General features: G+C 61.5%; 19 protein-coding genes. 13 read left to right on the top strand and 6 right to left on the bottom strand.

Features of this window, described 5'->3' with window-relative positions:
- Positions 1-369: 369 nt before the first annotated feature.
- The 5 genes from mgtA to KW841_RS20020 all read left to right on the top strand — a co-directional run bounded on the left by mgtA (position 370) and on the right by KW841_RS20020 (position 8,485).
- A complete protein-coding gene (gene mgtA, locus KW841_RS20040; RefSeq protein WP_218479366.1) occupies positions 370-3,084 on the top strand; it encodes a magnesium-translocating P-type ATPase in 2,715 nt (904 codons plus the stop codon).
- Between the two features lie 181 nt (positions 3,085-3,265).
- On the top strand, positions 3,266-3,982 hold the full coding sequence (locus KW841_RS20035; protein ID WP_218479364.1) for an MgtC/SapB family protein: 717 nt from the start codon (positions 3,266-3,268) through the stop codon (positions 3,980-3,982).
- 127 nt (positions 3,983-4,109) lie between these two features.
- Entirely contained in the window at positions 4,110-4,511 is a 402-nt protein-coding gene (locus KW841_RS20030) for a chemotaxis protein CheY (protein WP_218479361.1), read from the top strand.
- Between the two features lie 107 nt (positions 4,512-4,618).
- Positions 4,619-5,245 (top strand): response regulator transcription factor, encoded by a 627-nt coding sequence (locus KW841_RS20025; RefSeq protein ID WP_218479359.1) that lies wholly within the window; start codon positions 4,619-4,621, stop codon positions 5,243-5,245.
- Positions 5,246-8,485, top strand: a complete 3,240-nt coding sequence (locus KW841_RS20020) for a transporter substrate-binding domain-containing protein (RefSeq protein ID WP_218479357.1) — start codon at positions 5,246-5,248, stop codon at positions 8,483-8,485.
- A 3-nt stretch (positions 8,486-8,488) separates the two neighbouring features.
- Here the strand turns inward: KW841_RS20020 and dkgB are convergent, their stop codons facing one another.
- Both dkgB and KW841_RS20010 read right to left on the bottom strand, forming a co-directional pair.
- Positions 8,489-9,292 carry a 2,5-didehydrogluconate reductase DkgB gene (gene dkgB, locus KW841_RS20015; protein WP_218479355.1) on the bottom strand — a complete coding sequence of 268 codons (804 nt, stop codon included), beginning with the start codon at positions 9,290-9,292 and terminating at the stop codon, positions 8,489-8,491.
- 268 nt (positions 9,293-9,560) lie between these two features.
- Positions 9,561-10,469 carry a LysR family transcriptional regulator gene (locus tag KW841_RS20010; RefSeq protein ID WP_218479353.1) on the bottom strand — a complete coding sequence of 303 codons (909 nt, stop codon included), beginning with the start codon at positions 10,467-10,469 and terminating at the stop codon, positions 9,561-9,563.
- A 103-nt stretch (positions 10,470-10,572) separates the two neighbouring features.
- On the opposite strand from KW841_RS20010, the gene KW841_RS20005 reads away from it, so the two are divergent.
- From KW841_RS20005 to KW841_RS19985, 5 genes are all read left to right on the top strand, one after another.
- Positions 10,573-11,439, top strand: coding sequence for a pirin family protein (locus KW841_RS20005; RefSeq protein WP_218479351.1), 867 nt, complete (start codon positions 10,573-10,575; stop codon positions 11,437-11,439).
- A 93-nt stretch (positions 11,440-11,532) separates the two neighbouring features.
- Positions 11,533-12,216 (top strand): isochorismatase family protein, encoded by a 684-nt coding sequence (locus tag KW841_RS20000; protein ID WP_218479349.1) that lies wholly within the window; start codon positions 11,533-11,535, stop codon positions 12,214-12,216.
- A 56-nt stretch (positions 12,217-12,272) separates the two neighbouring features.
- Positions 12,273-12,899 carry an isochorismate family cysteine hydrolase YcaC gene (ycaC, locus tag KW841_RS19995; RefSeq protein WP_007977984.1) on the top strand — a complete coding sequence of 209 codons (627 nt, stop codon included), beginning with the start codon at positions 12,273-12,275 and terminating at the stop codon, positions 12,897-12,899.
- A gap of 218 nt (positions 12,900-13,117) precedes the next feature.
- Positions 13,118-14,560, top strand: a complete 1,443-nt coding sequence (locus KW841_RS19990) for a mechanosensitive ion channel domain-containing protein (protein WP_218479346.1) — start codon at positions 13,118-13,120, stop codon at positions 14,558-14,560.
- 235 nt (positions 14,561-14,795) lie between these two features.
- Positions 14,796-15,236 (top strand): carboxymuconolactone decarboxylase family protein, encoded by a 441-nt coding sequence (locus KW841_RS19985; protein ID WP_218479344.1) that lies wholly within the window; start codon positions 14,796-14,798, stop codon positions 15,234-15,236.
- Positions 15,237-15,258: 22 nt separating this feature from the next.
- Here KW841_RS19985 and KW841_RS19980 read toward each other — a convergent pair whose 3' ends face one another.
- From KW841_RS19980 to KW841_RS19965, 4 genes are all read right to left on the bottom strand, one after another.
- Entirely contained in the window at positions 15,259-16,851 is a 1,593-nt protein-coding gene (locus tag KW841_RS19980) for a DHA2 family efflux MFS transporter permease subunit (RefSeq protein WP_218479342.1), read from the bottom strand.
- Complete coding sequence (locus KW841_RS19975; protein WP_218479340.1) at positions 16,848-17,969, bottom strand: HlyD family secretion protein; 1,122 nt, start codon at positions 17,967-17,969, stop codon at positions 16,848-16,850. Before KW841_RS19975 ends, KW841_RS19980 begins: the two co-directional genes overlap by 4 nt.
- 307 nt (positions 17,970-18,276) lie before the next feature.
- Positions 18,277-19,458 (bottom strand): acetyl-CoA C-acyltransferase family protein, encoded by a 1,182-nt coding sequence (locus KW841_RS19970; RefSeq protein ID WP_008049801.1) that lies wholly within the window; start codon positions 19,456-19,458, stop codon positions 18,277-18,279.
- On the bottom strand, positions 19,455-20,237 hold the full coding sequence (locus KW841_RS19965; protein ID WP_218479339.1) for an enoyl-CoA hydratase-related protein: 783 nt from the start codon (positions 20,235-20,237) through the stop codon (positions 19,455-19,457). The genes KW841_RS19970 and KW841_RS19965 overlap by 4 nt, the downstream gene beginning before the upstream one ends.
- A gap of 214 nt (positions 20,238-20,451) precedes the next feature.
- Between KW841_RS19965 and KW841_RS19960 the strand changes: the two genes are divergently transcribed.
- Genes KW841_RS19960 through KW841_RS19950 form a run of 3 tightly spaced genes read left to right on the top strand, consistent with a single transcriptional unit; the run spans position 20,452 to position 23,921 of the window.
- Positions 20,452-21,558 carry a polyamine ABC transporter substrate-binding protein gene (locus KW841_RS19960; protein WP_218479337.1) on the top strand — a complete coding sequence of 369 codons (1,107 nt, stop codon included), beginning with the start codon at positions 20,452-20,454 and terminating at the stop codon, positions 21,556-21,558.
- Between the two features lie 39 nt (positions 21,559-21,597).
- A complete protein-coding gene (locus KW841_RS19955; protein ID WP_218479335.1) occupies positions 21,598-23,016 on the top strand; it encodes an aminotransferase in 1,419 nt (472 codons plus the stop codon).
- Positions 23,013-23,921, top strand: coding sequence for a LuxR C-terminal-related transcriptional regulator (locus tag KW841_RS19950; protein ID WP_008049805.1), 909 nt, complete (start codon positions 23,013-23,015; stop codon positions 23,919-23,921). The genes KW841_RS19955 and KW841_RS19950 overlap by 4 nt, the downstream gene beginning before the upstream one ends.
- Positions 23,922-24,063: the final 142 nt, after the last annotated feature.

Here is a 24,063-nt window from a genome sequence, read left to right as displayed (position 1 = left end):
GGCGTAAGCTTCGCGCGTTTTCATCCATTACGGAGACCCACAGTGGGTACTTGTTCGAGTGACAGTTGTCGGCCGGTCTCGGTAACCGGCATTTTCTCGGCAAGATAACGCGCAGTCTCCTGTGCCGTTGTCTCGCCGACAAGCGAGCAGCGGCATCCTGATCATGGCCAGTCCCGGCCGTGTCCCGACGACCCTCTCATCGACACTGAACAGTGCGTGGTTTCGATTTTTTTGTCGTGGCCGCCGCTCTATCGACACGCCTGTCATTCGTGACCGGCGCGCCAGGCCTTGCCTTGCCGGTTGTTCCGGCGGCAAAGGCGTGGACCTGCCTGCTCGACGGTTTCCCGGCTGACCAAAGGGGCACCAGCCATGAAACTTACCCTCAAGGAATTCTTCGCAGGCTTCCTGCGTAACCGCCACATCGCCCGGCACTTCCGTCGCCTGGCGTTGCTGGAAACCTTCACCGACACCACGGTCAGCCGTGAAGTCCCGCCCACCCTGGCGCAAACCCTGGTGGCCGCTGCCGGCAGCGACACCGGCCAGTTGCTCAACACACTCGGCTCCCACACCGATGGCTTGAGCGAACCTGAAGCCGATGCCCTGCGCGAGCAGTTCGGCCTCAATGAAGTCGAGCACGAACAACCGCTGCCCTGGTGGACGCACCTGTGGCACTGCTACAAGAATCCGTTCAACCTGCTGCTGACGCTGCTGGCGGTCATCTCCTGGCTGACCGAGGACATGAAAGCCGCCATCGTGATTTTCTCCATGGTGGTGCTCTCGACCTTGCTGCGTTTCTGGCAGGAAACCAAATCCAACCAGGCCGCCGATGCCCTCAAGGCCATGGTCAGCAACACGGCCACGGTGATGCGCCGGGACCTTGAGGAGCACCGCGCGCAGCGCATCGAATTGCCGATCAAACAACTGGTGCCGGGCGACCTGATCGTGTTGTCTGCCGGGGACATGATTCCCGCCGATTGCCGGGTGCTCAGCGCCAAGGACCTGTTCGTCAGTCAGGCGGCCATGACCGGCGAATCGATGCCGGTGGAAAAATTTTCCCGGCAGCAGGACCGCGACACGCTCAACCCGCTGGACCTGGACAACATCCTGTTCATGGGCACCAACGTGGTGTCCGGCACGGCCATGGCGGTGATCCTCACCACCGGCAACAGCACCTATTTCGGTGCCCTGGCTCAGCGGGTCGGTGCGACGGATCGCGCGCCGACTTCGTTCCAGACCGGCGTCAACAAAGTCAGCTGGCTGTTGATCCGCTTCATGTTCGTGATGGCGCCGCTGGTGTTGTTTATCAACGGTTTCACCAAGGGCGACTGGACCGAAGCGCTGCTGTTCGCGCTGTCGATTGCCGTGGGTCTGACCCCGGAAATGCTGCCGATGATCGTCACCTCGACCCTGGCCAAGGGCGCGGTGTTCCTGTCGCGCAAGAAAGTCATCGTCAAACGCCTCGACGCGATCCAGAACTTTGGCGCCATGGACGTGCTGTGCACCGACAAGACCGGCACCCTGACCCAGGACAAGATCTTCCTGGCGCGCAACGTCGACGTCTGGGGCAACGATTCCGATGACGTGCTGGAAATGGCCTACCTCAACAGCTACTACCAGACCGGCTTGAAAAACCTGCTGGATGTGGCGGTGCTCGAACACGTCGAAATCCATCGTGAATTGAAAGTCGGCACGGCGTTTCGCAAGGTCGACGAGATTCCGTTCGACTTCACTCGCCGGCTCATGTCGGTGGTGGTCGCCGAGCGCGATCAGCCGCACCTGCTGATCTGCAAGGGGGCGGTAGAAGAGGTGCTGGCGGTGTGCTCGCGGGTGCGTCACGGCGAAGTCGATGATGTCTTGACCGAAGAACTGCTGGCGCGAATCCGTCAGGTTACGGCCACGTTCAACGCCGAGGGCCTGCGGGTGGTGGCGGTCGCAGCGCGGCCGATGATCGAAGGTCGCGACACCTACAGCCTGGCCGATGAACAGGCCCTGACGCTGATCGGTTACGTAGCCTTTCTCGATCCGCCGAAAGAAAGCACCGCGCCGGCCCTCAAGGCGCTGGCGGCCCACGGCGTGGCGGTGAAAGTGCTGACCGGCGACAACGAGCTGGTGACGGCGAAGATCTGCCGCGAAGTCGGCCTGGAGCAGCAGGGTCTGCTGATGGGCAACGACATCGAACGCATGAGCGACACCGAACTGGCGAAAGCCGTGGAAACCACCAACGTCTTCGCCAAACTGACGCCGTCGCACAAGGAACGCATCGTCCGACTGCTCAAGGGCAACGGCCATGTGGTCGGTTTCATGGGCGACGGGATCAACGACGCCCCGGCCCTGCGCACGGCCGACATCGGTATTTCCGTGGACAGCGCCGTGGACATCGCCAAGGAGGCGGCCGACATCATCCTGCTGGAAAAGAGCCTGATGGTGCTGGAGGAGGGTGTGCTGGAAGGGCGCCGCACCTTCGCCAACATGCTCAAGTACATCAAGATGACCGCCAGTTCGAACTTCGGCAACGTGTTCTCGGTGCTGGTGGCCAGTGCGTTCATCCCCTTCCTGCCGATGCTGCCGATGCACCTGCTGGTGCAGAACCTGCTCTATGACATTTCGCAGATTGCCATTCCGTTCGATAACGTCGACGACGAGATGCTCAAGCAACCGCAGCGCTGGCAGCCGGCGGATGTCGGGCGCTTCATGCTGTTTTTCGGGCCGATCAGTTCGATCTTCGACATCACCACGTTCGCCTTGATGTGGTACGTGTTCGATGCCAACACCCCGGATCACCAGACCCTGTTCCAGTCCGGCTGGTTCGTGGTCGGGCTGCTGACCCAGACACTGATCGTGCACATGATCCGCACGCCGAAGATCCCGTTCCTGCAAAGCCGCGCGGCCATGCCGTTGCTGGTGATGACCGGGTTGATCATGGCCGTGGGGATTTTCCTGCCGATGGGACCGCTGGCGCATTACTTCAAGCTGCAGGCATTGCCATCGCTGTACTTCGCGTTCCTGCCGGTGATCCTGCTGGCGTACATGGCGCTGACCCAGGCGGTGAAGGGGTTCTACATTCGGCGGTTTGGCTGGCAATAAGGAGTGTCCGCATAACCCTTGTGGCGAGGGGGCTTGCCCCCGTTCGGTTGCGCAGCAACCGCAAAACCTGAGAGCACGGTTTACTGGAAGCACCGCGTTTTTCAGTCTTGGGGTCGCTTCGCAACCCAACGGGGGCAAGCCCCCTCGCCACAGGGGATCGTGGGTTTCTTAAGGAGTTTTTATGCAAGCTATCAACAACCTCAACCTGACCTCCCTGCTCGACACCCTGGTCAGCCTCAGCGCGGCCTTCATCCTCGGTGGCCTGATCGGTTTCGAGCGCCAGTACCGGCAGCGCACCGCCGGCCTGCGCACCAACGTGCTGGTGGCGGTGGGCGCGGCGATTTTCGTCGACATGGCCAACCGGCTCGGCGGTGCCGACGGCGCCGTGCGGGTCGTTGCCTACGTGGTTTCCGGCATCGGCTTTCTCGGTGCCGGGGTGATCATGCGCGAGGAGGGCAATGTGCGCGGCCTCAATACGGCTGCCACCCTCTGGACCTCGGCGGCGGTCGGTGCCTGTGCCGGTGCCGACCTGCTGGCCGAGGCCTTGCTCGGCACGCTGTTCGTGCTCGCGGCCAACACCTTGCTGCGACCGATCGTCAACAACATCAACCGTCAACCGCTGGACGTGATTTCGGCGGAAGTCACCAACATCGTCTATGTCATCGCCCGGCGTACGCAGCAGAAAACCGTGCTGGCCTTGCTCGAAGCCGAGCTGGAGCGCAGCAACTATCCGGCCAGCGATGTCGATGTGCATGCCTTCGGCACGGATGAAATTGAAATCGAGGCCACCCTGGCGACCACCTCGGTCGACGGGGATGAGCTGGATGCGCTGGTGGCACGGATTTCGACCTCGACCCTGGTGGTGCAGGCGTTCTGGAGTCCGAGTACTACGGAATGAAGGCCAAGGTTTCCTTGGCAAGCGTCAGACTAACCGGCACTTATTTAGGAATATTCCTACATAAACTTAGGAGGGTCTTCCGTAGGCTTTGCGACCTCTTGAAACCGACATCCTTTTGGAGGTCACCTTGCCGGATAAATCCTTGCGCATCCTGATCGCCGATGCGCAGCACTTCAATCGCTTGCGGATCGAGCGGCTGTTCAACCAGCTCGGCTACTTTCGGGTGGCACCGGTGCACAGCCTCGACGAGCTCCTCCCACTGGTGGAGTACGCTGGCGAGCCTCTGGATCTGGTGCTCGTCAATGGGGCGATGGCCAGCGAAGGGCTGGACCTGCTCAGTTTCCTGGCCGACAACCCGCAGGTTCATCACGGGTTTATCTTCAATGACCAGCAGGCGCGGGTGCCGCCCATCGCGGGCAAGGTCCAGTTCAGCCAGGCCGCTTTGCCTGACCTGGCGTCGATTACACAGTTGATGAGCGTCATTGATTGTGGGGTACCGTTCGTCGGAACTGTCATTTCTGTCAGGTAGTTCTTTCCAGCCTTCCATGCAAAAGTCTATGCGCAGCGTTGTGCCCAGCTGCTGCGGTGCCTGGAGGGCATTTTTGCCCGATCGTGTTGTTTTGCACGGGAGTTGTCATGAAGTCAGCACTGATTGTGGAAGATCATCCGGTGGTTCGCTCCATGATCAAACTCGTACTCAAGGGCGAAGGATTCAAGCAGATTTACGAGGCCTCCCGTGGTGACGAGGTCCTGTCGTTGATCCGGGAGCATCAACCGGATGTCGTGCTGCTTGATCTGGGCCTTCCCGGTGTGGCGGGGCTTGAGGTGATGGATCGCATCAAGGCCGAAAACACCCGATGCCGCGTGGTGGTGTTCACCTCGCTGGAGGCGCAGTTTTATCAGGACCGCTGCATGCGTGCCGGGGCTGTGGCCTATGTTTCCAAGAGCAAGGACCTGGATGACCTGAAGGCGGCGGTGAATTCGGTGATGGCCGGCTATACCTATTTCGCCCAGCTCCCTTCGAGTTCCGTGGCGATGGGGGAGTTGCAACGCAGTGAAAAGCAGCTGATCGACAAGCTCTCGAATCGCGAACTGACCATTCTGCAGTACCTGGCCCGGGGTTCGAAAAACCTGGAAATCGCCGAGATCATGCACCTGAGCTACAAGACCGTCAGTACCTACAAGACCCGACTCACCCTCAAGCTCAACATGAGCTCGTCGGTGCACCTGAGGGATTTCGCCCTGCGCAATCATCTGATCTGAATGAACGTATTCCGACGGCTGGCTGGTTGGGCGCTGACGGGCCTGCTTCTCTGGGCATCGACTGTCTGTGCGCAACAGTCGTTGACCTTGTTGGGACGCTCGAGTGCCGAAGGCCTGAGCGCCGGGTTGTCGGACACCGAGTTGCGCTGGCTGCAGCAAAAGGGCCGATTGGTGCTGGCTGTCTCGGCGCCTGACTATCCCCCCTTCGAGTTCAATACGGCGGGCAAGGTGTTCGAAGGCCTCACAGCCGATTACGCCGGGTTGCTCGAACAATTGTTGAACGTCGTCGTAGAGGTGCAACGTTATCCGTCGCGAGCCGACGCGGTGCAGGCCATCAAGGAGGGGCGGGCGGACCTGCTGGGAACGGCCAATCGATTTGAGGCCGAAGATCCGCAGCTACAGATGTCCAGCGCGTATGCGGTCGATCAGCCGGTGCTGGTCACGCGTACCGATTTCCCTCCGGTGCTCGACCCGACACTGGCCGGCAAGCGGTTGGTGATGCTGTATCACTACTTGCCCGAATACAGCGTGCAACAGTTCTATTCCAGGGCGCAGGTCCAGCTGTTTCCCTCGACATTGGCGGCGATGGGGGCCGTGGCTTTCGGCCAGGCCGATGTCTACCTGGGCGATGCGATCAATGCCCACTATCTGATCAGCAAAAACTACCTGAACAACGTGCAACTGACCGACTTCTCGCCCATGGAGCCCGGGCGTTTTGCCTTTGCGATGGCCCGCGACAACGATTCGCTGTTGCACATCGTCAACAAGGCGCTGGCGGCCATCACCACCAATAAACAAATGAACATCCTGCGTCGTTGGGGGGCAAACGGGGTGTCTATCCCCGGCACCCAGTCATTGCAACTGAGCGTGGCCGAACAGCTCTGGCTCGAGCGCCACCCGCGCGTGAGGGTCGCGATCAATGAAAATATCCCGCCGATTTCATTTGTCGACAGCGAAGGCAAGTTTCGCGGCATCGGCGTCGATCTGTTGGCGAAAATCAGTGTGCGCACCGGGCTGCAATTTGACATCCGCGGCATGAAGTCGGTATCCGAGATGATGGCCGCCATCACGAACGGGCAGATCGATGTGCTGGCCGGTATCGGCCTCAGCTCCCAGCGTGAAGATGAACTGTTGTTCACCCGGGCGTTTCTGAGCAGCCCTTCGGTATTGGTGACTCGCGTAACCGCGGACAGCCCCAGGACGCTGGATGACATGGCGGGAAGGACGCTGGCGCTGACTCAAGGCAACATTGCGGGTGAGTACCTTCGCAAGCATTACCCGCAGATCCAGATGGTGGATGCGCCACTGTCGACGGACGCCATGGAAATGGTCGCCCAGGGCAAGGCCCACGGCGGCATCAACTCGTTGATCAGCGCCCGTTATCTGATTTCCCGGCAGTATCGCGATCGCCTGCAAGTGACCAGTACCGTGGGCACCGACCCCGCCCGCAGCACCCTGGCAACCAGTCGCGAGGCCACTGAACTGCATTCGATCCTGGACAAGGCGCTGCTTAGCATTCCGCCCGAAGAAATCGACGAGCTGACTCAACCCTGGCGGTATGACTCGATGGTCGAGCAGAGTTACTGGCTGCGACACCGACAGGCGATCGTGCAGGCGTTTGCGCTGGCGGGTGTCTTGCTGTTGCTCGCGTTGGCCGGGATCGTCTGGCAACGGCGGCAGATTCGCCAGCGTCAGCAATTGCTCGGGCAATTGCAGGAAGCCAAGGACGCGGCGGACGACGCCAACCGGGCCAAGACCACGTTCCTGGCCACCATGAGCCATGAGATCCGCACGCCGATGAACGCCTTGATCGGCATGCTCGAACTGGCGCTGAAGCGGGCCGATGAAGGGGTGACCGATCGCGCCGCCATCGAGGTGGCGTCCAACGCCGGGCAGCAATTGCTGGATTTGATCGGCGACATTCTGGACGTCGCCCGGATCGAATCGGGGCATTTGTCGCTGGCGCCGGAGCGGGTCAACCTGCATGCGCTGGTGGCGTCGGTCTGCCGGGTTTTCGAAGGGCTGGCGATTCAGAAGAATCTGCAATGGCGGGTCGAGCTCGCCGAACACAGTGACCGCGATGTGATGCTCGATCCCGTGCGCTTCAAACAAGTGCTGTCCAATCTGCTGAGCAACGCCATCAAGTTCACCCGTGAGGGCCAGGTGAGCCTGACACTGCGAGTGCGGCCGCAAGCTCCGGCGCATCTCGCCGTCAGCGTGCGGATCGAGGACAGCGGCATCGGCATCAGCGCTTTTGACCAGCAACGCCTGTTCAGCCCGTTCGTGCAGGCCGATAACAATCAGCAGACTGCCCGGCAAGGGTCCGGCCTGGGTCTGGTGATCAGTCGCACCCTGTGCGAAATGATGGGCGGGCAGTTGCATCTCGACAGTGAGCTTGGGCGCGGCACTCGGGTGGACATCAGCCTGGTGCTGCCCGCCCTGCCAGCGTTGCCCGCGGGGGAGATGGCCCAGGACTCGGCACGGCTCACGACCCGGGCGTTGTCGATCCTGGTGGTCGACGATTACCCGGCCAATCGCCTGCTGCTCTCGCGGCAGCTGAGCTATCTGGGCCACAGTGTGGTGCTGGCGGAGAACGGGGCGCAGGGGCTTGAACAGTGGCGCGGACAGGGTTTCGGACAGGGTTTCGAACTGGTCATTACCGACTGCAACATGCCGGTGCTCAGCGGTTACGAATTGGCCGGCGCGATACGTGAGCAAGAGCGGCTGCAGGGGCTGTCGCCGACGCTGATCCTGGGCTTTACCGCCAATGCGCAGGCCGAGGAGAAAGCCCGGTGTCAGGCGGCGGGCATGGACGATTGCCTGTTCAAACCCATTCGCCTGGTGGATCTGCAGGCGTGGCTGGCCCAGCGGTTTTCCAGCGCTCCCCCGGCGGCAAATGACGATCCAGGTTTGGCCGAGTTCGACTTGAGCGGACTGGAGCGCTATGCGGAATCGGATCGTGAGCTGATCGATCAACTGCTGCACGATCTGGCGCTGACCAACCGCGAGGACCGCGTGCATTTGCTGGCCTTGCACACCAGCGGCAATCGCCCGGGTTTGCAGACACTCGCACACCGGATCAAGGGCGGGGCGCTGATGGTGCGAGCGCTTGCCCTGGTCGAGTGTTGCGAACAACTGGAGCGGGCGTGCAATGACGGCCGCGCGGCACTGATCGACGCCGCTGTCGACCAGTTGCAGCAAGCCATGGCCCGCCTGGACCAGCGTCTCGAGCAGGACTGAGGATCAATCCCAGTTCGGTGCGATGCCTTTGGGGCTGGTCAAACGGTGGCCGCGATCCAGTGTTGCGATCAAGGCCATGTCGGCCTCGCTCAAGGTCAGTTCGCGAGCCTTCAGGTTGCTTTCCAGGTTGGCCCGGCGAGTGGACGACGGGATCACCGAGTAGCCTGATTGCATGGCCCACGCCAGGGTGACCTGAGCCGGCGTCACTTGCAGGCGTTCGGCGATCTGCTGGATGAGCGGGTCCTTGAGGACTTCACCGTACGCCAGGGTCATGTAGGACGTGATGCCGATGCCCTGGCTCTGCGCGAGCGCGACGACCTTGCGGTTCTGCAGGTACGGGTGCAGTTCGATCTGGTTCGTGGCGATGTGCTCGGCGCCGATGGCCGCAATCGCCTGTTTCATCAGGTCGAGGGTGAAGTTGGACACGCCGATCTGCCGGGTCAGGCCCATGCGTTTGGCTTCGAGCAGGGCGCCCATGAACTCTGCGACAGGCACTTGATCGTCCGGCGACGGCCAGTGGATCAGGGTCAGGTCCAGGTAATCGGTCTGCAGTTTGTCCAGGCTTTCCTTCAGGCTGTCGATCAGTCGATCGCCGGCCAGGTTGGCGACCCAGATCTTGCTGGTGATGAACAGGTCTTCCCGGGCGATGCCGCTGGCGGCGATAGCCTCGCCGACCTCGGCTTCGTTCTCGTAGATTTGTGCGGTATCGATCACCCGGTAACCGAGTGCCAGGCCGGTGCTCACCGAATCGATGAGCACCTGGCCTTGCAGGCGAAACGTACCCAGGCCGAAGGCGGGAATGGACATTGATGACTCCAGAGGTTGCAGTGGGAATGGGCGGCAGTATCCGCGCCTGCATCCGTGAGAAAAACCGCTGGAGCGGCAAAGCAATGTTTACCGTAAATCAAGAATCATCGGCAGTCTGGTTGGGTTAGGGTGTCTGATCCGACGCCTTCGCGAGCAAGCCCGCTCCCACATTTGGAATGCATTTCCCTGTGGGAGCGGGCTTGCTCGCGAAAGGGGCGCCGCGGTTTTGAAACCTTACCCTTGCGCCCCAATCAACTTGCCGCTGCCATCAGGCAATATCACTGCGGCTGAATTCCTCCCCGAGAAAATCGATCAAGGTGCGCACCGACGGCAGCAACCCCCGACGCGAGGGGAAGATCGCATGGATCACACCGCTCTTCGGTGCCCAGCCGGGCACCAGTTCCACCAGTTGTCCGGCAGCGATTTCATCGCGCACCACCACGCTGGGCAGGTGCACGATGCCGATCCCGGCGACCGCCGCATGGCGCAAGGCCAACAGGTCATCGGTGACCATGCGCGGGGCATGCCGGATCATCGCCGTGCTGCCATCGGCGCCGAACAGTTCCCACTGATATTCGCGCTGCGCCGCGCCCCAGTGCAGGCTCGGCAGACCGCTGAGGTCGGCAGGGGAGGCCGGTGTCGACAGGCGCGATAGAAAGGCCGGGCTGCCGACCACGCTCTGGGTGCTGTTGCCCAGCACCTTCATCACCATGTCGGTGTTTTCCAGCGGAGGAAAGCGTACCCGCAGGGCAATGTCGAAGCCTTCGTGAATCAGGTCGACCCGGCGGTTGGTGCTCTCGATGAACACTTCCACCAACGGGTACTTGAGCATGTAGCGGGTCAGCATCGGCCCGACCCAGGTGTTGAGCAGCGCCGTCGGACAACTGATACGCACTATGCCCTGAGGCTCGGAGCGGTTGCGTTCGATCAGTTCGGCGGCGCTTTCAGCCTCCACCCGCATGGCCAGGCAGCGCTGGTAATACGCCTGGCCGATTTCCGTCAATGAGCAATGCCGGCTGGTGCGGTGCAGCAGGCGCACGCCGAGGCGTTCTTCAAGCTCGGCAATGCGTCGGCTGAGCTTCGACTTGGGCATGTCCAGTGCCCGGCCGGCCGCGGCGAAACCGTGATGCTCCACCACTTGGGTGAAGTAGTAGAGGGTGTTGAGGTCTTCCACCATCGTTCTCCAAATAGAACGCTAAAGCTGATTTTTGCAGTCTAGCGCAGCAAAGGTCACGGTTTTAAGCTTTGTCCATGGCTTCACCCCCTCATCAGGAGACACCATGAAAAACATCATCGGTATCTACACCCGTCCACGGACCCATTGGGTGGGCGACGGTTTTCCGGTTCGCACGCTGTTTTCCTACGACAACCTGGGCAAACACATCAGCCCGTTCCTGTTGCTCGATCACGCCGGCCCCGCTGAATTCACCCCGACCACCGAGCGACGTGGCGTTGGTCAGCATCCTCATCGTGGCTTCGAAACCGTGACTATCGTTTACAAGGGCGAACTGGAGCACCGGGATTCCACCGGCAGCGGCGGCAAGATCGGCCCCGGCGATGTGCAATGGATGACCGCGGCCTCGGGGATCCTGCACGAAGAGTTTCACTCCGACGGTTTCGCCAAAAGCGGCGGCACCCTGGAAATGGTGCAACTGTGGGTCAACCTGCCGGCCAGGGACAAAATGGCCGACCCCGGCTACCAGACGATTCTCGATGCTGACATCCCGAGCATCGCCTTGAAGGACAGCGCCGGCAGCCTGCGCCTGATCGCCGGTGAGTTCGACGGCCACAAGGGCCCGGCACGCACCTTTACCCCGGTCGACCTGTGGGACATTCGATTGAATGCCGGCAAGTCGCTGACCCTGGACCTGCATGAAGGGCGCAACACCGCACTGGTGGTCTTGCGTGGCACGGTCCAGGTCAATGGCCTGGAGCCGGTGCGCCAGGGGCAACTGGCCCTGTTCGATCGCAAGGGCGATCAGTTGACCCTCGAAGCCAGCGAAGACGCGGTGGTGCTGTTGCTCAGTGGCGAGCCGATCGACGAGCCGATCGTCGGTCACGGGCCGTTCGTGATGAACACCGAGCAAGAAATCCACCAGGCCTTCGCCGACTTCCAGTCCGGCCGCTTCGGTCGGATGCACGCTTAATTCGCAGCGCTTAAACACCCGACTCTACACAGGATGAGTAGGCCGGTTTTCGGGCCAGGGATGGCTGTTGCCCAAAAGAAAGAGGAAACGCACATGAGTACTGTCTACGCGGCCAACTTCAACGGCCAGAAACCGACCATCGATCCTAATGACAGCGCGATGCTGTTGATCGATCACCAGAGCGGACTGTTCCAGATCGTCAAGGACATGGACGTGCCACAACTGCGCGCCAACGCCATTGCCCTGGCCAAGGCCGCCACCTTGCTGAAGATGCCAGTGATCACCACCGCTTCCGTTCCGCAAGGACCGAACGGGCCGTTGATCCCGGAAATCCACGAGGCCGCACCCCATGCGCAGTACGTGGCGCGCAAAGGCGAAATCAACGCCTGGGACAACCCGGAGTTTCACGCGGCGGTCAAAGCCACCGGCAAGAAAACCCTGGTGATCGCCGGCACCCTGACCAGCGTGTGCCTGGCGTTCCCGTCCATCGCCGCCGTGCATGAAGGCTACAAGGTGTTTGCGGTGGTCGACGCCTCCGGCAACCACTCGAAACTGGCCACTGACCTGACCATTGCCCGCCTGGCCCAGGCCGGGGTGGTGCCGATCGACATCATGGCGACGCTCTCCGAGCTGCAAGGCTCGTGGAACCGCCCCGATGCCGAGCAGTGGGCCGCTGTCTACGCCCAGGCCATGCCGCATTATCAATTGCTGATCGAGAGCTACCTCAAGGCCCAGCAAGTGGCGAACGAACACGAGGCGCTGGATTCCCAGCGCTAACCGGCTGCCCCACGCCGATCTCCAATCGGCATCGATAACCTGCGAGGATTACTGCAATGACCACTTCCTACAAGCGTCTGGACAAGGACAACGCCGCCGTTCTGCTGGTGGATCATCAGACCGGCCTGCTGTCACTGGTCCGCGACATCGATCCTGATCGCTTCAAGAACAATGTGCTGGCCCTGGCCGACCTGGCCAAGTACTTCAAGCTGCCGACCATCCTCACCACCAGTTTCGAAACCGGCCCCAACGGCCCGCTGGTGCCCGAGCTCAAGGCGCAGTTCCCTGATGCGCCGTACATCGCTCGCCCTGGCCAGATCAACGCCTGGGACAACGAAGACTTCGTCAAGGCAATCAAGGCCACCGGCAAGAAGCAATTGATCATCGCCGGCGTAGTGACCGAAGTCTGCGTGGCGTTCCCGGCACTGTCGGCGCTGGCCGAAGGCTTTGATGTGTTCGTGGTCACCGACGCGTCCGGTACCTTCAACGAACTGACCCGCGAATCGGCATGGAGCCGCATGACCGCCCAGGGCGCGCAATTGATGACCTGGTTCGGCCTGGCCTGTGAACTGCACCGCGACTGGCGCAACGATATCGAAGGGTTGGGCACGCTGTTCTCCAACCATATTCCGGACTACCGCAACCTGATGACCAGCTACAGCACGCTGACCAACAGCAAATAGTCCAGCCACGACGATCCCTGTGGGAGCGGGCTTGCCCGCGAAGGCTGCTTAACATTCAACCTATTTGTTGACTGTTATACCGCTTTCGCGGGCAAGCCCGCTCCCACAGGTTTTTCAGTGTGTTCTGCCAGACGTGTTCATCCAGCGAAATCAATTGCTCCTACACTAGTGCCAATCCATGCGATCTTCGCGTCATTGGCCCTGGATGGAGTTGCTTGATGCTGTCATTGCTCACTGAACACCCATTGATCTGCGCCATGGCGCTGATCCTGATCGATCTCGGGTTGTGGTACTTGCTCAGCGCCGCGGGCAGTGCCTGGCGGCTGCTGGTGCGGGTGGTGATTTTCTCGTTGTTCAGCCTCCTGTTGTTCAACGAAGGCCTGAACCCGATGGAGCCGCCGCCCTGGGCCGATAACGTGCCGCTGCACCTGGCCGCCACCGGCTTGCAGATCGGCTGGTGGTTGTTCGGTGCGCGGACCCTGACCGTGCTGATCGGCGCGGTGATGATGCAACGGGTCGGGCATACCGGGCGCTTGCTCCAGGATTTGCTCGGCGCGGTGATTTTCCTGATCGCGGTGATTGCGGCCCTGGCCTATGTGCTGGAACTGCCGGTCAAGGGCGTGCTGGCGACGTCCGGCGCGTTGGCGATCATCGTCGGTCTGGCGTTGCAAAGTACCCTCAGCGACGTGTTCTCCGGGATCGTCCTCAACACCACCAAGCCTTATCAACTGGATGACTACATCTCCATCGACGGCATGGAGGGCAAGGTGACCGACATCGACTGGCGCGCCACCCGCTTGCAGACCTCCCAGGGCTGCATGGCGGTGATTCCCAACTCCCTGGCGGCCAAGGCCAAGATCATCAATTTCAGCCGGCCGAACGACATGTTCGGTATCTCCGTCTCCCTGGAAGTGAGCCCCCATGCGAGGCCGAACACGGTGATCGACGCGTTGGAGCGGGCCATGCAAGGTTGCCGCGCGCTGCTGGATACACCGTCGCCCAGCGTCGGTCTCAAAAGTGCCAGCAACACCGGCGCGGTCTACGAAATCAACGGTTTTGTCGCGTCGATGGACGAGAAGCGCTCGGTGCGCAATCAGCTGTACGACCTGGCCTACCGGCACTTGCAGGCGTCCGGGGTCAATTTGTTGTCGAGCGTGGAGCCCAGCCCGCCGATCAACTCGACACGCAAACGGGCCTTGCTGAACAGCTCGCCGATTTTCTCCACCCTGCGTCAGGAAGAGAAAGATACGTTCAGCCAGAACATGACCCTGCAAACCTTTCGCGCCGGGGAGGTGATCCTGGAAGCGGAGGAGGTCAGCGATCACTTGTTCATTATCGAATCCGGCGTGATCTCGGTGACCTTGATGCGCCACGGAACGCCCTTCGAATCCGGACGCATGGGGCCGGGGGAGGTGATCGGCGAGGCGGGTATTCTCACCGACAGCGCGCTGCCTGCGCAGTTCACCGCCAAGACATTCTGCGGCCTGTACCGCATCGAAAAGTCCTACCTCAAGCCGTGCCTGGATGCCCGTCACGACATCAACAATGCAATGAAAGCCTTGCTCGATTACCGGCTGCAAAAAGCGAAAACCCTGACTCAGGAGCTGCCGGTGGCGGTGGAGAAAAAGGGCTTTCTGCGGTGGTTGCGCAATCGGGTTTGAGCTCGGTGGTGAATGGCCGCTGCGCGGATCGCGAGCAAGCTCGCTCCCACATTTGAGTGCATTTCCCTGTGGGAGCGAGCTTGCTCGCGATGACGGCAGTGAATTCACCAAAAGTGAAGAGTGAAACCCATCACACCCGCGCCAATGGCCTCCTCGACTTCTGGAATATTGGCTATTTGTGCAGACCAACCGAGGGACTAACGTAGCGACACACCCACTTGCCCTGGAGCACGTCATGCAACCCCGTATCGATTTCTACACTGCCAGCCCCGACGCCCTCAAGGCGATGATCGCCATGGAAACCGCAGTGTCGAAGCTGCCGCTGGAAAAAAACCTGATTGAACTGGTCAAGCTTCGCGCTTCGCAGATCAACGGCTGTGCCTTCTGCATCGACATGCACACCGCCGATGCGATCAAGGGTGGCGAAACCCCGCGTCGTCTGTTCGCCGTGACGGCCTGGCGCGAGGCGCCATTTTTCACCGAGCGTGAACGCGCGGCACTGCTGTGGACCGAGTCCCTGACCCAGCTCAGCCTGACCCACGCCCCGGACGAAGACTACGAAGTGGTCAGCGCGCAATTCACGCCCAAGGAAATGGTCGACCTCACAGTCGCCATCAGCACCATCAACAGCTGGAACCGCCTGGCGGTCGGCTTCCGTAAAACACCTCAGGCCTGATGTTCCACAAACCGCCGATGCCTCAATGGGCATCGGCACTCGGCGCGGCCGGTGGTTGCACCTTGCGCATCAAGGGCACCATCGCCGTGGCGATGACGAAACACACCCCGATCATCAGAAACGCGTCGCCATAGGTTTGTGTCTGGGCTTCGCGGTAGGTCAGCAACCAGAGTTGATGCAGGCTGGCGGTGACGCCGGCGTCACCGCTCTGGCCGAGGGCGGCGAAGTTGTTGCCGACCTGGGACAGCCATTGGTTGAGTGCCTCGTTGGTGCTGTTGAGGTTTTCCGCCAGCCGGGTGAAATGCAGGTTGGTGCGGTCATTGAGAATGGTCGCACAGGCGGCGATGCCGATGGCCCCGCCGAGGTTACGCATCAGGTTGAACAGCCCCGAGGCATGTTTGAGCCGTGCCGGTGCCAGGCCGCCGAGGGTCAGCGTTACCGCAGGCGGCACCGCCAGTTGCTGGGCAATCCCGCGCAAGGCTTGCGGCAACATCAACTCCCTGGCCCCCCAGTCATGGGTGATCGGGCTGAAATCCCACATCGATAACGCGAACAGTCCGAGGCCGGTCATCATGATCCAGCGCAGGTCGACGCGGTTGGCCAGAAAGGCGTACAGCGGAATCGCCATGATCTGGAACACCCCGGTGGAGAAAACTGCCAGACCAATGTCCAGTGCACCGTAGCCACGCACTCGGCCGAGGAACAGCGGCGTCAGGTAAATGGTGGCGAACAGGCCGATGCCGGTGACGAATGAGAAGAAGCAGCCCAGGGCAAAATTGCGATCCTTCAGGGCGCGCAGATCGACAATCGGATTGGCGACATGCAGGGTCCGGCCAATGAACGCCAGCCCGGCCAGGCCGCTGATCCACGCGGTGGTCAGGATCGTGCGGTCGCTGAACCAGTTCCAGCGCGGGCCTTCTTCGAGGGTGTATTCCAGGCAGCCGAGGAACAGCGCCAGAAACACCATGCTCAAGTAATCCGCGCCTTTGAGCAGCGACAGTTCCGGCTGGTCGATTTTCACCAGCATCGGCACGGCCACCGCGACGAATATCCCCGGCACCAGGTTGATGTAGAACAGCCAGTGCCAGGACGAGATGTCGGTGATCCAGCCACCGATCACCGGTCCCAGGGTCGGTGCCAGGGACGCCACCGCGCCTATGGTCGCGGCGGCGATCACCCGTTGCTTGCCGGTGAAGAACACGAAGGCCGTGGTGAACACCATCGGGATCATCGAACCGCCGAGAAAGCCTTGCAGGGCACGGAAGGCGATCATGCTCTGGATGTTCCAGGCCACGCCGCACAGCAGGCTGGTCAGGGTAAAGCCGACCGCCGATGCGCAGAACAGCCAGCGCGTGGAACACACCCGGGACAACCAACCCGACAGCGGAATCACGATGATCTCGGCGATCAGGTAACTGGTTTGCACCCACGCGGTTTCGTCGGTGCCGGCGGAGAGTCCGCCGCCGATGTCACGCAACGAGGCCGAGACAATCTGGATATCCAGCAGCGCAATGAACATGCCGATGCACATGCTGGCAAAGGCGAAGACCTTGGTGGCCGTTGCCATGTCCGCGGCATTGAACGGTTGCGCCTGGGCGGCGAGGGCGCGGCTCATGGCGTGCTGGCTACGGCTGGCGCATCAGGCGCCTTGCGCGTGTCCACTTCAGCGGTGACCGACAACCCCGGACGCAGGTGTCCGAGCACACTGTCGGCCGGGTCGAGGTGAATCCGCACCGGTACCCGCTGCACGATCTTGGTGAAGTTGCCGGTGGCGTTTTCCGGTGGCAACACACTGAACTGCGAACCGCTGGCGGGGGCGAGGCTGTCCAGGTGACCGTGGAACTCCTGCCCCGACAGCACGTCGGCACGGATCACCACCCGTTGCCCCGGCACCATGTGCGCCAGTTGGTCTTCCTTGAAGTTGGCGTCGACCCACAGGCCGCTGGCCGGCACCACCGAGAGCAATTGCGAGCCGGCCTGGGCATAGGCGCCGACCCGTGCCCGACGGTTGCCGATCACGCCGTCAACCGGTGCCTTCAGTTCGGTGTAGCCGACATTCAACTGCGCCAGGTCGCGCTCGGCCCTGGCCTGGATCAAGGCGGCCCGGGCCTGTTGTTTCTGAGTGTCGATCACATTCAACTGGCGCTGAGCGGCCAGTAATTCCGCCTGGGCACGGTTGCTTTGGGCCTGGGCCTGCTTGAATGTGGCATTGGCGCGCTGGGCGCTTTCCACCGAGACGGCGTTGGTGGACACCAGTTTTTTGTAGCGGGCATCGTCATCCCGCGAACGGGTGGCTTCGGCACCGGCGGCGTCGATGCCGGCGCGGGCCTGGCCGATGACGGCCTGTTGCAGTTGTTCGGTGGCGTCGAGGTTGGCCAGCAAGGCTTCCTGGGCGGCCACTGCGCCTTCGGCCTTGGCCAGGTTGGCGCGGTAGTCGCGCGAATCGAGACGGATCAGCACATCGCCGGCCTTGACCTTCTGGTTATCGGTCACCAGCACTTCGTCGATATAACCCGCCACCTTTGGCCCGATCACCGTTACATCACCGCCGATGTAGGCATCGTCGGTTTCTTCGATGAAACGCCCGGCCGTCCACCAATGCGCGCCGTACATCCCGGCCAATACCAACGCTGCGATGCCCATTGTTGGCAGAAGCAGGCGCTTGAGCAGGGGACGTTTTGCCGGTTGCACTTGGGCGTCCAGGTCGGGTTCAACGGCGGACATGCTGGTCATGGAGGGATACCTGTCAGGCGGTGTTTAATTATGATGCTTGTAATATGATGCATGTAATATTTTGTGGCAAATGGTTTTTGCTGCCGGTCGTCAGGTGCTTTGTTCAGAGAGAAGGAGATTCTGCATGCGCAAGAGAACCATTGTGGGAGCGAGCTTGTTCGCGATAGCGGTGGTCCAGTCAACAATGATGGTGCCTGACACGCCGCCATCGCGAGCAAGCTCGCTCCCACAGGGGATCGCTACTGGTTTACCGAAATGAAAAAGGCCGGTGATCTGCGCGATCACCGGCCTTTTTTGCGGCGATTGCTTAGACGCGTTCGAAAATCGCCGCAATCCCCTGGCCGCCGCCGATGCACATGGTCACCAGCGCGTAACGGCCGCCGGTGCGGTGCAGTTCGTGGATGGCCTTGGTGGCGATGATCGCGCCGGTCGCGCCCACCGGGTGGCCCAGGGCGATGCCCGAACCGTTCGGGTTGACCTTGGCCGGGTCGAGGTCCAGTTCCTGGCTGACGGCGCAGGCCTGGGCGGCGAAGGCGATGTTGGCTTCGATCACGTCCAGGTCGGCGACGGTCAGGCCGGCGCGCTTGAGTGCCAGGCGGGTGGCCGGGATCGGGCCCAGGCCCATGAATTCCGGTTCGACGCCGGCGTGGGCGTAGCTGACCAGGCGGGCCAGTGGCTTCAGGTTGTTGGCCTGGACCGCGTTGCCGCTGGCCATGACCAGCGCGGCGGCACCGTCGTTGAGGCCCGAGGCGTTGCCGGCGGTGACCGAACCGTCCTTCTTGAACGCCGGCTTCATGGCTGCCAGCTGTTCCAGGGACGTGGCGCGCGGGTGTTCGTCGACGCTGAACAGTTTGACGCCTTTGCGATCCTGGATTTCCACGGTCGCGATCTGCTCGCTGAAGTAGCCGTTGGCAATCGCGTGGGCCGCGCGTTTCTGGTCTTCCAGGGCCAGGGCGTCCTGCATTTCGCGGGTGATGCCGTTGCGCGCGGCGACGTTTTCGGCGGTGATGCCCATGTGGATGCCATGGAAGGGGTCATGCAGGATGCCGAGCATGTAGTCGATGACCTGGGCGTTGCCCATGCGCGAACCCCAACGGGCCGAAGGCATCAGGTAGGGGCCACGGCTCATGGATTCGGCACCGGCGCCGACGACGATGTCGGCATCGCCGAGCATCAGGGTCTGGGCGGCGTTGATGATCGCTTGCAGGCCCGAACCACACAGGCGGTTGACGTTGTAGGCCGGGGTTTCCTTCGGGATGCCGGCGTTCATCGCGGCGACGCGGGAGATGTAGGCGTCGCGGGTTTCGGTCGGGATCACGTTGCCCATCACCAGATGGCCAACGAGCGCCGGGTCCACGGCGGCTCGTTCCAGGGCGGCTTTCACGGCCGTGGTCGCGAGGTCGGCCAGGGGCACGTCCTTGAGCGAACCGCCGAACGTACCGATGGCGGTACGGGCGGCGCTGACGACGTAGATTTCTGGAGTGTTCATGGCTGGTTTCCTTTCGGTGGATTCTTGTCTGTACTGCGATTGAGCAGGGCGTTCAAGGCGTTTTTCGCCTCGTCGGTATTCAGGCGCTGGATGAACAGCGTGTTTTCTTCGCGCAGGGTGGCTTCCAGTTCTGGCAACGTCGCCTGTTTCATCAACTGCCGGGACTGGCGCAAGGCCTCCTGGGGCAGGGCCAAAAAGCGCTGGGCGATTTTTCTGGCCGCAACCAGGCATTGCTCGCCGTCATCGAAGGCTTCGTTGGCAATGCCCCAGTTCACCGCGTCGTTGCCGTCCAGGCCGTTGCCCAGCAGGAGCAGGCTCGCGGCGCGGGCGTGGCCGAGTAGGCGTGGCAGCAACAGGCTGGCACCGAATTCGGGGCACAGGCCGATATTGACGAACGGCATGCGCAGCTTGGCGTTGCGGGTGACCAGCACCTGGTCGCAATGCAGCAGCAACGTAGTACCAATGCCGATGGCCGCCCCGCAGACTGCCGCGATCAGCGGCTTTTGCAGGCGCGTGACGACTTTCATCAGGCGAAACGCCGGGGCGTCCAGATGCGTCGGCGGATTCTGGAGGAAATCCACCAGGTCATTGCCACTGGTGAAGCAGGCCGGGCCGCCGGTGAGGATGATCACGCCGGTCTGCGGGTCTTCGTTGGCGGCCAGCAACAGCTCGGCCAGTTGCGTGTACATGGCGTTGTTCAGCGCGTTGAGCTTGTCCGGTCGGTCGATGGTCAGCGTCAACACGCCGTCGCGTTGCTCGTGTTTGATCAAATCTGTCATCGCAGGCTCCGCAGGGTCGGTTCAGGCTGCCACTTTAAGCGCCGGACAAATCCCGATCTATGGCAAAACGGGTCAACTGCGCTGCCGCTTTTTGCCATGCCGGTGTGCCAAAAACGACACACACCCATTCGGGGTATGGTTCCGCCCGGCCAATCGACCAATAGTGGAGGCATCCGCTCATCCAGAGCCGAACTCGCTATAAGGTGCATTTGCTATGGGCAAGACACTGCTTAAGGTGATTTCCAGTCTGTTTGTTGTACCGCTGACCTTTCATGCCTACGCCGCACAAATGGACGAGAGCAATACGTTGCGGCTCTATAACTGGGCGGATTACATCGGTGAAAAAACCATCGCCGACTTCGAAAAGGCCACCGGTATCAAGGTGGTCTACGACACCTTCGACTCTTATGAAACGGTGCAGGCCAAGTTGCTCACCGGCCATTCCGGTTATGACCTGATCGTGTTGAACGCCTCGCTCGCGCCACCCCTGATCAAGGCCAAGGTGTTCCAGCCACTGGACAAAAAACAGCTGCCGGGCTGGACCAACCTCGACCCGCAAATCCTCGAGGATCTACAGGGCTATGACCCCGGCACCCAGTACTCGGCGCCCTACACCTGGGGCAGCAACGGCGTGACTTACAACGTCGACAAGATCAAGGAACGCATGCCGGACGCGCCGATCGGTTCGCTGGCGATGATCTTCGATCCGAAGATCGTCTCGCGCTTCGCCGACTGTGGCGTGACCCTGCTCGATGCGCCGACCGAAGTCATCCCCATGGCCTTGACGTACCTGGGACGCGACCCCACAAGCGCCGCCCCGGAGGATCTGAAAGCCGCCCAGGACCTGCTGCTGTCCGTGCGGCCCTACGTGCGCAAGTTCGACTCGGTCAACTACCTGACCAGCCTGCCCAACGGCGATGTGTGCATGGCCATGACCTGGTCCGGCGACTACGCCACGGCCATGGCCCGCGCCGCAGAAGCCAAGAAGCAGATCAACCTGGCGTACTTCATCCCCAAGGAAGGCTCGCTGATCTGGTTCGACAACCTGTACATCCCGGCCGATGCGACGCACGTCGCCAATGCGCACAAATTCCTGGAATACCTGATGCAGCCGCAGGTGATGGCGGATGTGAGTGACTACATCAACTATGCCAACAGTAACGCGGCGGCCACGCCCTTGTTGAACGCCGAAGTACGCGACAACCCGGCGATCTACCCCGATGCACAGACCCGCAAGCGCCTGTTCCCGCAGAAGACCCAGGACGCCAAGGACATGCGGGCGATTACCCGGGTCTGGAGCACCGTGAAAAGCGGCATCTGATTTGTTCGATCGTGAGTCATTTCGGTTAGAGGTTCATTTATGGCGACGCCAACACACAGCGTTTTTTCCCCAGCGGACGAGTCCCGGCTGGTCAAGGCCGACAAGGCCCATCACATGCACGGCTACCACATGTTCGACGAACACGCCGAACAAGGCTCGTTGAACATCGTTGCCGGCGATGGCGCCTACATCTACGACACCCAGGGCAACCGCTTTCTCGATGCGGTGGGCGGCATGTGGTGCACCAACATCGGCCTGGGCCGCGAGGAAATGGCCGAGGCCATCGCCGACCAGGTGCGCCAGCTGGCCTATTCGAATCCGTTTTCCGACATGTCGAACAACGTCGCCATCCAGCTGTGCGAAAAACTCGCCAGCCTGGCCCCCGGCGACCTCGACCATGTGTTCCTGACCACCGGCGGCTCCACCGCCGTGGACACCGCGTACCGGCTGATCCAGTACTACCAGAACTGCCGCGGCAAGCCGGAAAAGAAACACGTCATCGCCCGGTTCAACGCCTATCACGGCTCCACCACCCTGACCATGTCGATCGGCAACAAGGCCGCCGACCGGGTGCCGGAGTTCGATTACGCCAACCCGCTGATCCACCACGTCTCCAACCCCAACCCGTACCGCGCGCCCGACGGCATGGACGAGGCACAGTTCCTCGAGTTCCTGGTCAAGGAGTTCGAAGACAAGATCCTGTCGATTGGCGCGGACAAGGTCGCCGCTTTCTTTGCCGAACCGATCATGGGCTCGGGCGGGGTGATCATTCCGCCTCGGGGTTATCTCAAGCGCATGTGGGACGTCTGCCAGCGCTACGACATCCTGTTCGTCGCCGACGAAGTGGTGACCTCGTTCGGGCGCCTCGGCAAGTTCTTCGCTTCCCGGGATGTGTTCGACGTGCAGCCCGACATCATCACCACGGCCAAAGGCCTGACCTCGGCCTACCTGCCGCTGGGCGCGTGCATCTTTTCCGAGCGTATCTGGAAGGTCATCGCCGAGCCGGGCAAGGGCCGCTGCTTCACCCACGGCTTCACCTACAGCGGCCACCCGGTGTGCTGCACGGCGGCGCTGAAGAACATCGAAATCATCGAGCGGGAAAACCTGCTGGCCCATGTCGACACGGTGGGCGCTTATCTGGAAGAGCGCCTGGCCACCCTGCGGGACTTGCCGCTGGTGGGGGATGTGCGCTGCCAGAAACTCATGGCCTGCGTGGAGTTCGTCGCCGATAAACACACCAAGGCGCTGTTCCCCGACGAGATCAACATCGGCGAGAAGATCCACGTGCGGGCGCAGGCCCGGGGTTTGCTGGTGCGGCCGATCATGCACCTCAACGTGATGTCGCCACCGTTGATCCTGACGTTTGCCCAGGTCGATGAGATCGTCGAGACCTTGCGCGACTGCATTGTCGAAGTGGCCGCTGAGCTTCAGGCCAGCGGTCAGTATGGCGGCCAATGAACTCGCTAAACAGGCTTTTACCAAGGGCCTGCGCACCCGCTAGACTGCGGGGCATGAGCAAACCAGACGACGATACGCTGATCGCGATGCCCTTCGGGGCGCTGCACAAATGGCATGGGGGAATGCGCGAGGCATTCGCCCATGTCGATGAGCCTGACGCCCTGCAGTACCTGGCGTCGGCGTTGGCGCAGCTGGTGTCCGTGGAGTCGATGATGATCAGCCTGGAGCGCAAGGACCGCGCACCACAGCTGCTGCATCAGCGCGGGATTGCCCAGGAGTATCAGGTTTCGATTCTTGAACGCTATTTTTCCGGGGGCTATTTGCTCGACCCGTTCTGCCTGGCGGTGGAGCAGGGGTTGGCGCAAGGCTTCTATCACCTGGAGGAAATCGCCCCGGACAACTTCTTCGACAGTGACTACTACAAATCCTATTACCTGAAGGCGGGCTGTTCGGAAGACAGCTACTACATCGTCGATACCGGCAACGACACGAAGATTTCCGTCAGCCTCTATCAGGGTTTCGGCGGTGAATGCCTGAGCGACGAACAGTTGAACCTGCTGCGAGCCGTCGAACCGCTGGTGCGTGAATTCATCAGCGAATTCAGCCAGCGTGGACTGCTGCGCAGTGCCGGGATCGAGCGTGATGACGAGCAAGGCCTGCGCGACGATCTCAAGCATCGCGTGCAGGCGGCGTTCGAGAACTTCGGTTGTGAATTGCTCACCGAGCGCGAGCGGGAAGTGGCGCACATGGTATTGCGCGGGCATTCGGTGAAGTCCACGGCCAGCCAGATGAACATCTCGCCGGAAACCGTGCGCATGCACCGCAAGAATCTGTACCTGAAATTGGAGGTGGGGTCGCAGTCGGAGTTGTTTGCGCTGTTTATCGAGTGGTTGCGCAAGCACTGACTTTTCAGGTTTCCCAATAACCTGTGGGAGCGAGCTTGCTCGCGATGAGGCCGGTACAGCCAACATCAATGTCGCCAGTCAGGACGCCATCGTCGGAACGCCGCCCGGAGCAAGCTCGCTCCCACAGTGGTTCGAGGTTGGC

This window comes from Pseudomonas sp. PDM28, from assembly GCF_019219115.1.
In the GTDB taxonomy this organism is placed as follows: Bacteria; Pseudomonadota; Gammaproteobacteria; order Pseudomonadales; family Pseudomonadaceae; genus Aquipseudomonas; species Aquipseudomonas laurylsulfatiphila.
The sequence above is the reverse complement of the archived record's forward strand: the minus strand, read 5'-3'. Positions and strand labels throughout refer to the sequence as shown.

Excerpts from the sequence above, each read along its gene's own strand:
- mgtA (WP_218479366.1), top strand. The coding sequence starts at position 370 with ATGAAACTTACCCTCAAGGAATTCTTCGCAGGCTTCCTGCGTAACCGC.
- KW841_RS20035 (WP_218479364.1), top strand. The coding sequence starts at position 3,266 with ATGCAAGCTATCAACAACCTCAACCTGACCTCCCTGCTCGACACCCTG.
- KW841_RS20025 (WP_218479359.1), top strand. The coding sequence starts at position 4,619 with ATGAAGTCAGCACTGATTGTGGAAGATCATCCGGTGGTTCGCTCCATG.
- KW841_RS20020 (WP_218479357.1), top strand. The coding sequence starts at position 5,246 with ATGAACGTATTCCGACGGCTGGCTGGTTGGGCGCTGACGGGCCTGCTT.
- dkgB (WP_218479355.1), bottom strand. The coding sequence starts at position 9,292 with ATGTCCATTCCCGCCTTCGGCCTGGGTACGTTTCGCCTGCAAGGCCAG.
- KW841_RS20010 (WP_218479353.1), bottom strand. The coding sequence starts at position 10,469 with ATGGTGGAAGACCTCAACACCCTCTACTACTTCACCCAAGTGGTGGAG.
- KW841_RS20005 (WP_218479351.1), top strand. The coding sequence starts at position 10,573 with ATGAAAAACATCATCGGTATCTACACCCGTCCACGGACCCATTGGGTG.
- KW841_RS20000 (WP_218479349.1), top strand. The coding sequence starts at position 11,533 with ATGAGTACTGTCTACGCGGCCAACTTCAACGGCCAGAAACCGACCATC.
- ycaC (WP_007977984.1), top strand. The coding sequence starts at position 12,273 with ATGACCACTTCCTACAAGCGTCTGGACAAGGACAACGCCGCCGTTCTG.
- KW841_RS19990 (WP_218479346.1), top strand. The coding sequence starts at position 13,118 with ATGCTGTCATTGCTCACTGAACACCCATTGATCTGCGCCATGGCGCTG.
- KW841_RS19985 (WP_218479344.1), top strand. The coding sequence starts at position 14,796 with ATGCAACCCCGTATCGATTTCTACACTGCCAGCCCCGACGCCCTCAAG.
- KW841_RS19980 (WP_218479342.1), bottom strand. The coding sequence starts at position 16,851 with ATGAGCCGCGCCCTCGCCGCCCAGGCGCAACCGTTCAATGCCGCGGAC.
- KW841_RS19975 (WP_218479340.1), bottom strand. The coding sequence starts at position 17,969 with ATGACCAGCATGTCCGCCGTTGAACCCGACCTGGACGCCCAAGTGCAA.
- KW841_RS19970 (WP_008049801.1), bottom strand. The coding sequence starts at position 19,458 with ATGAACACTCCAGAAATCTACGTCGTCAGCGCCGCCCGTACCGCCATC.
- KW841_RS19965 (WP_218479339.1), bottom strand. The coding sequence starts at position 20,237 with ATGACAGATTTGATCAAACACGAGCAACGCGACGGCGTGTTGACGCTG.
- KW841_RS19960 (WP_218479337.1), top strand. The coding sequence starts at position 20,452 with ATGGGCAAGACACTGCTTAAGGTGATTTCCAGTCTGTTTGTTGTACCG.
- KW841_RS19955 (WP_218479335.1), top strand. The coding sequence starts at position 21,598 with ATGGCGACGCCAACACACAGCGTTTTTTCCCCAGCGGACGAGTCCCGG.
- KW841_RS19950 (WP_008049805.1), top strand. The coding sequence starts at position 23,013 with ATGAACTCGCTAAACAGGCTTTTACCAAGGGCCTGCGCACCCGCTAGA.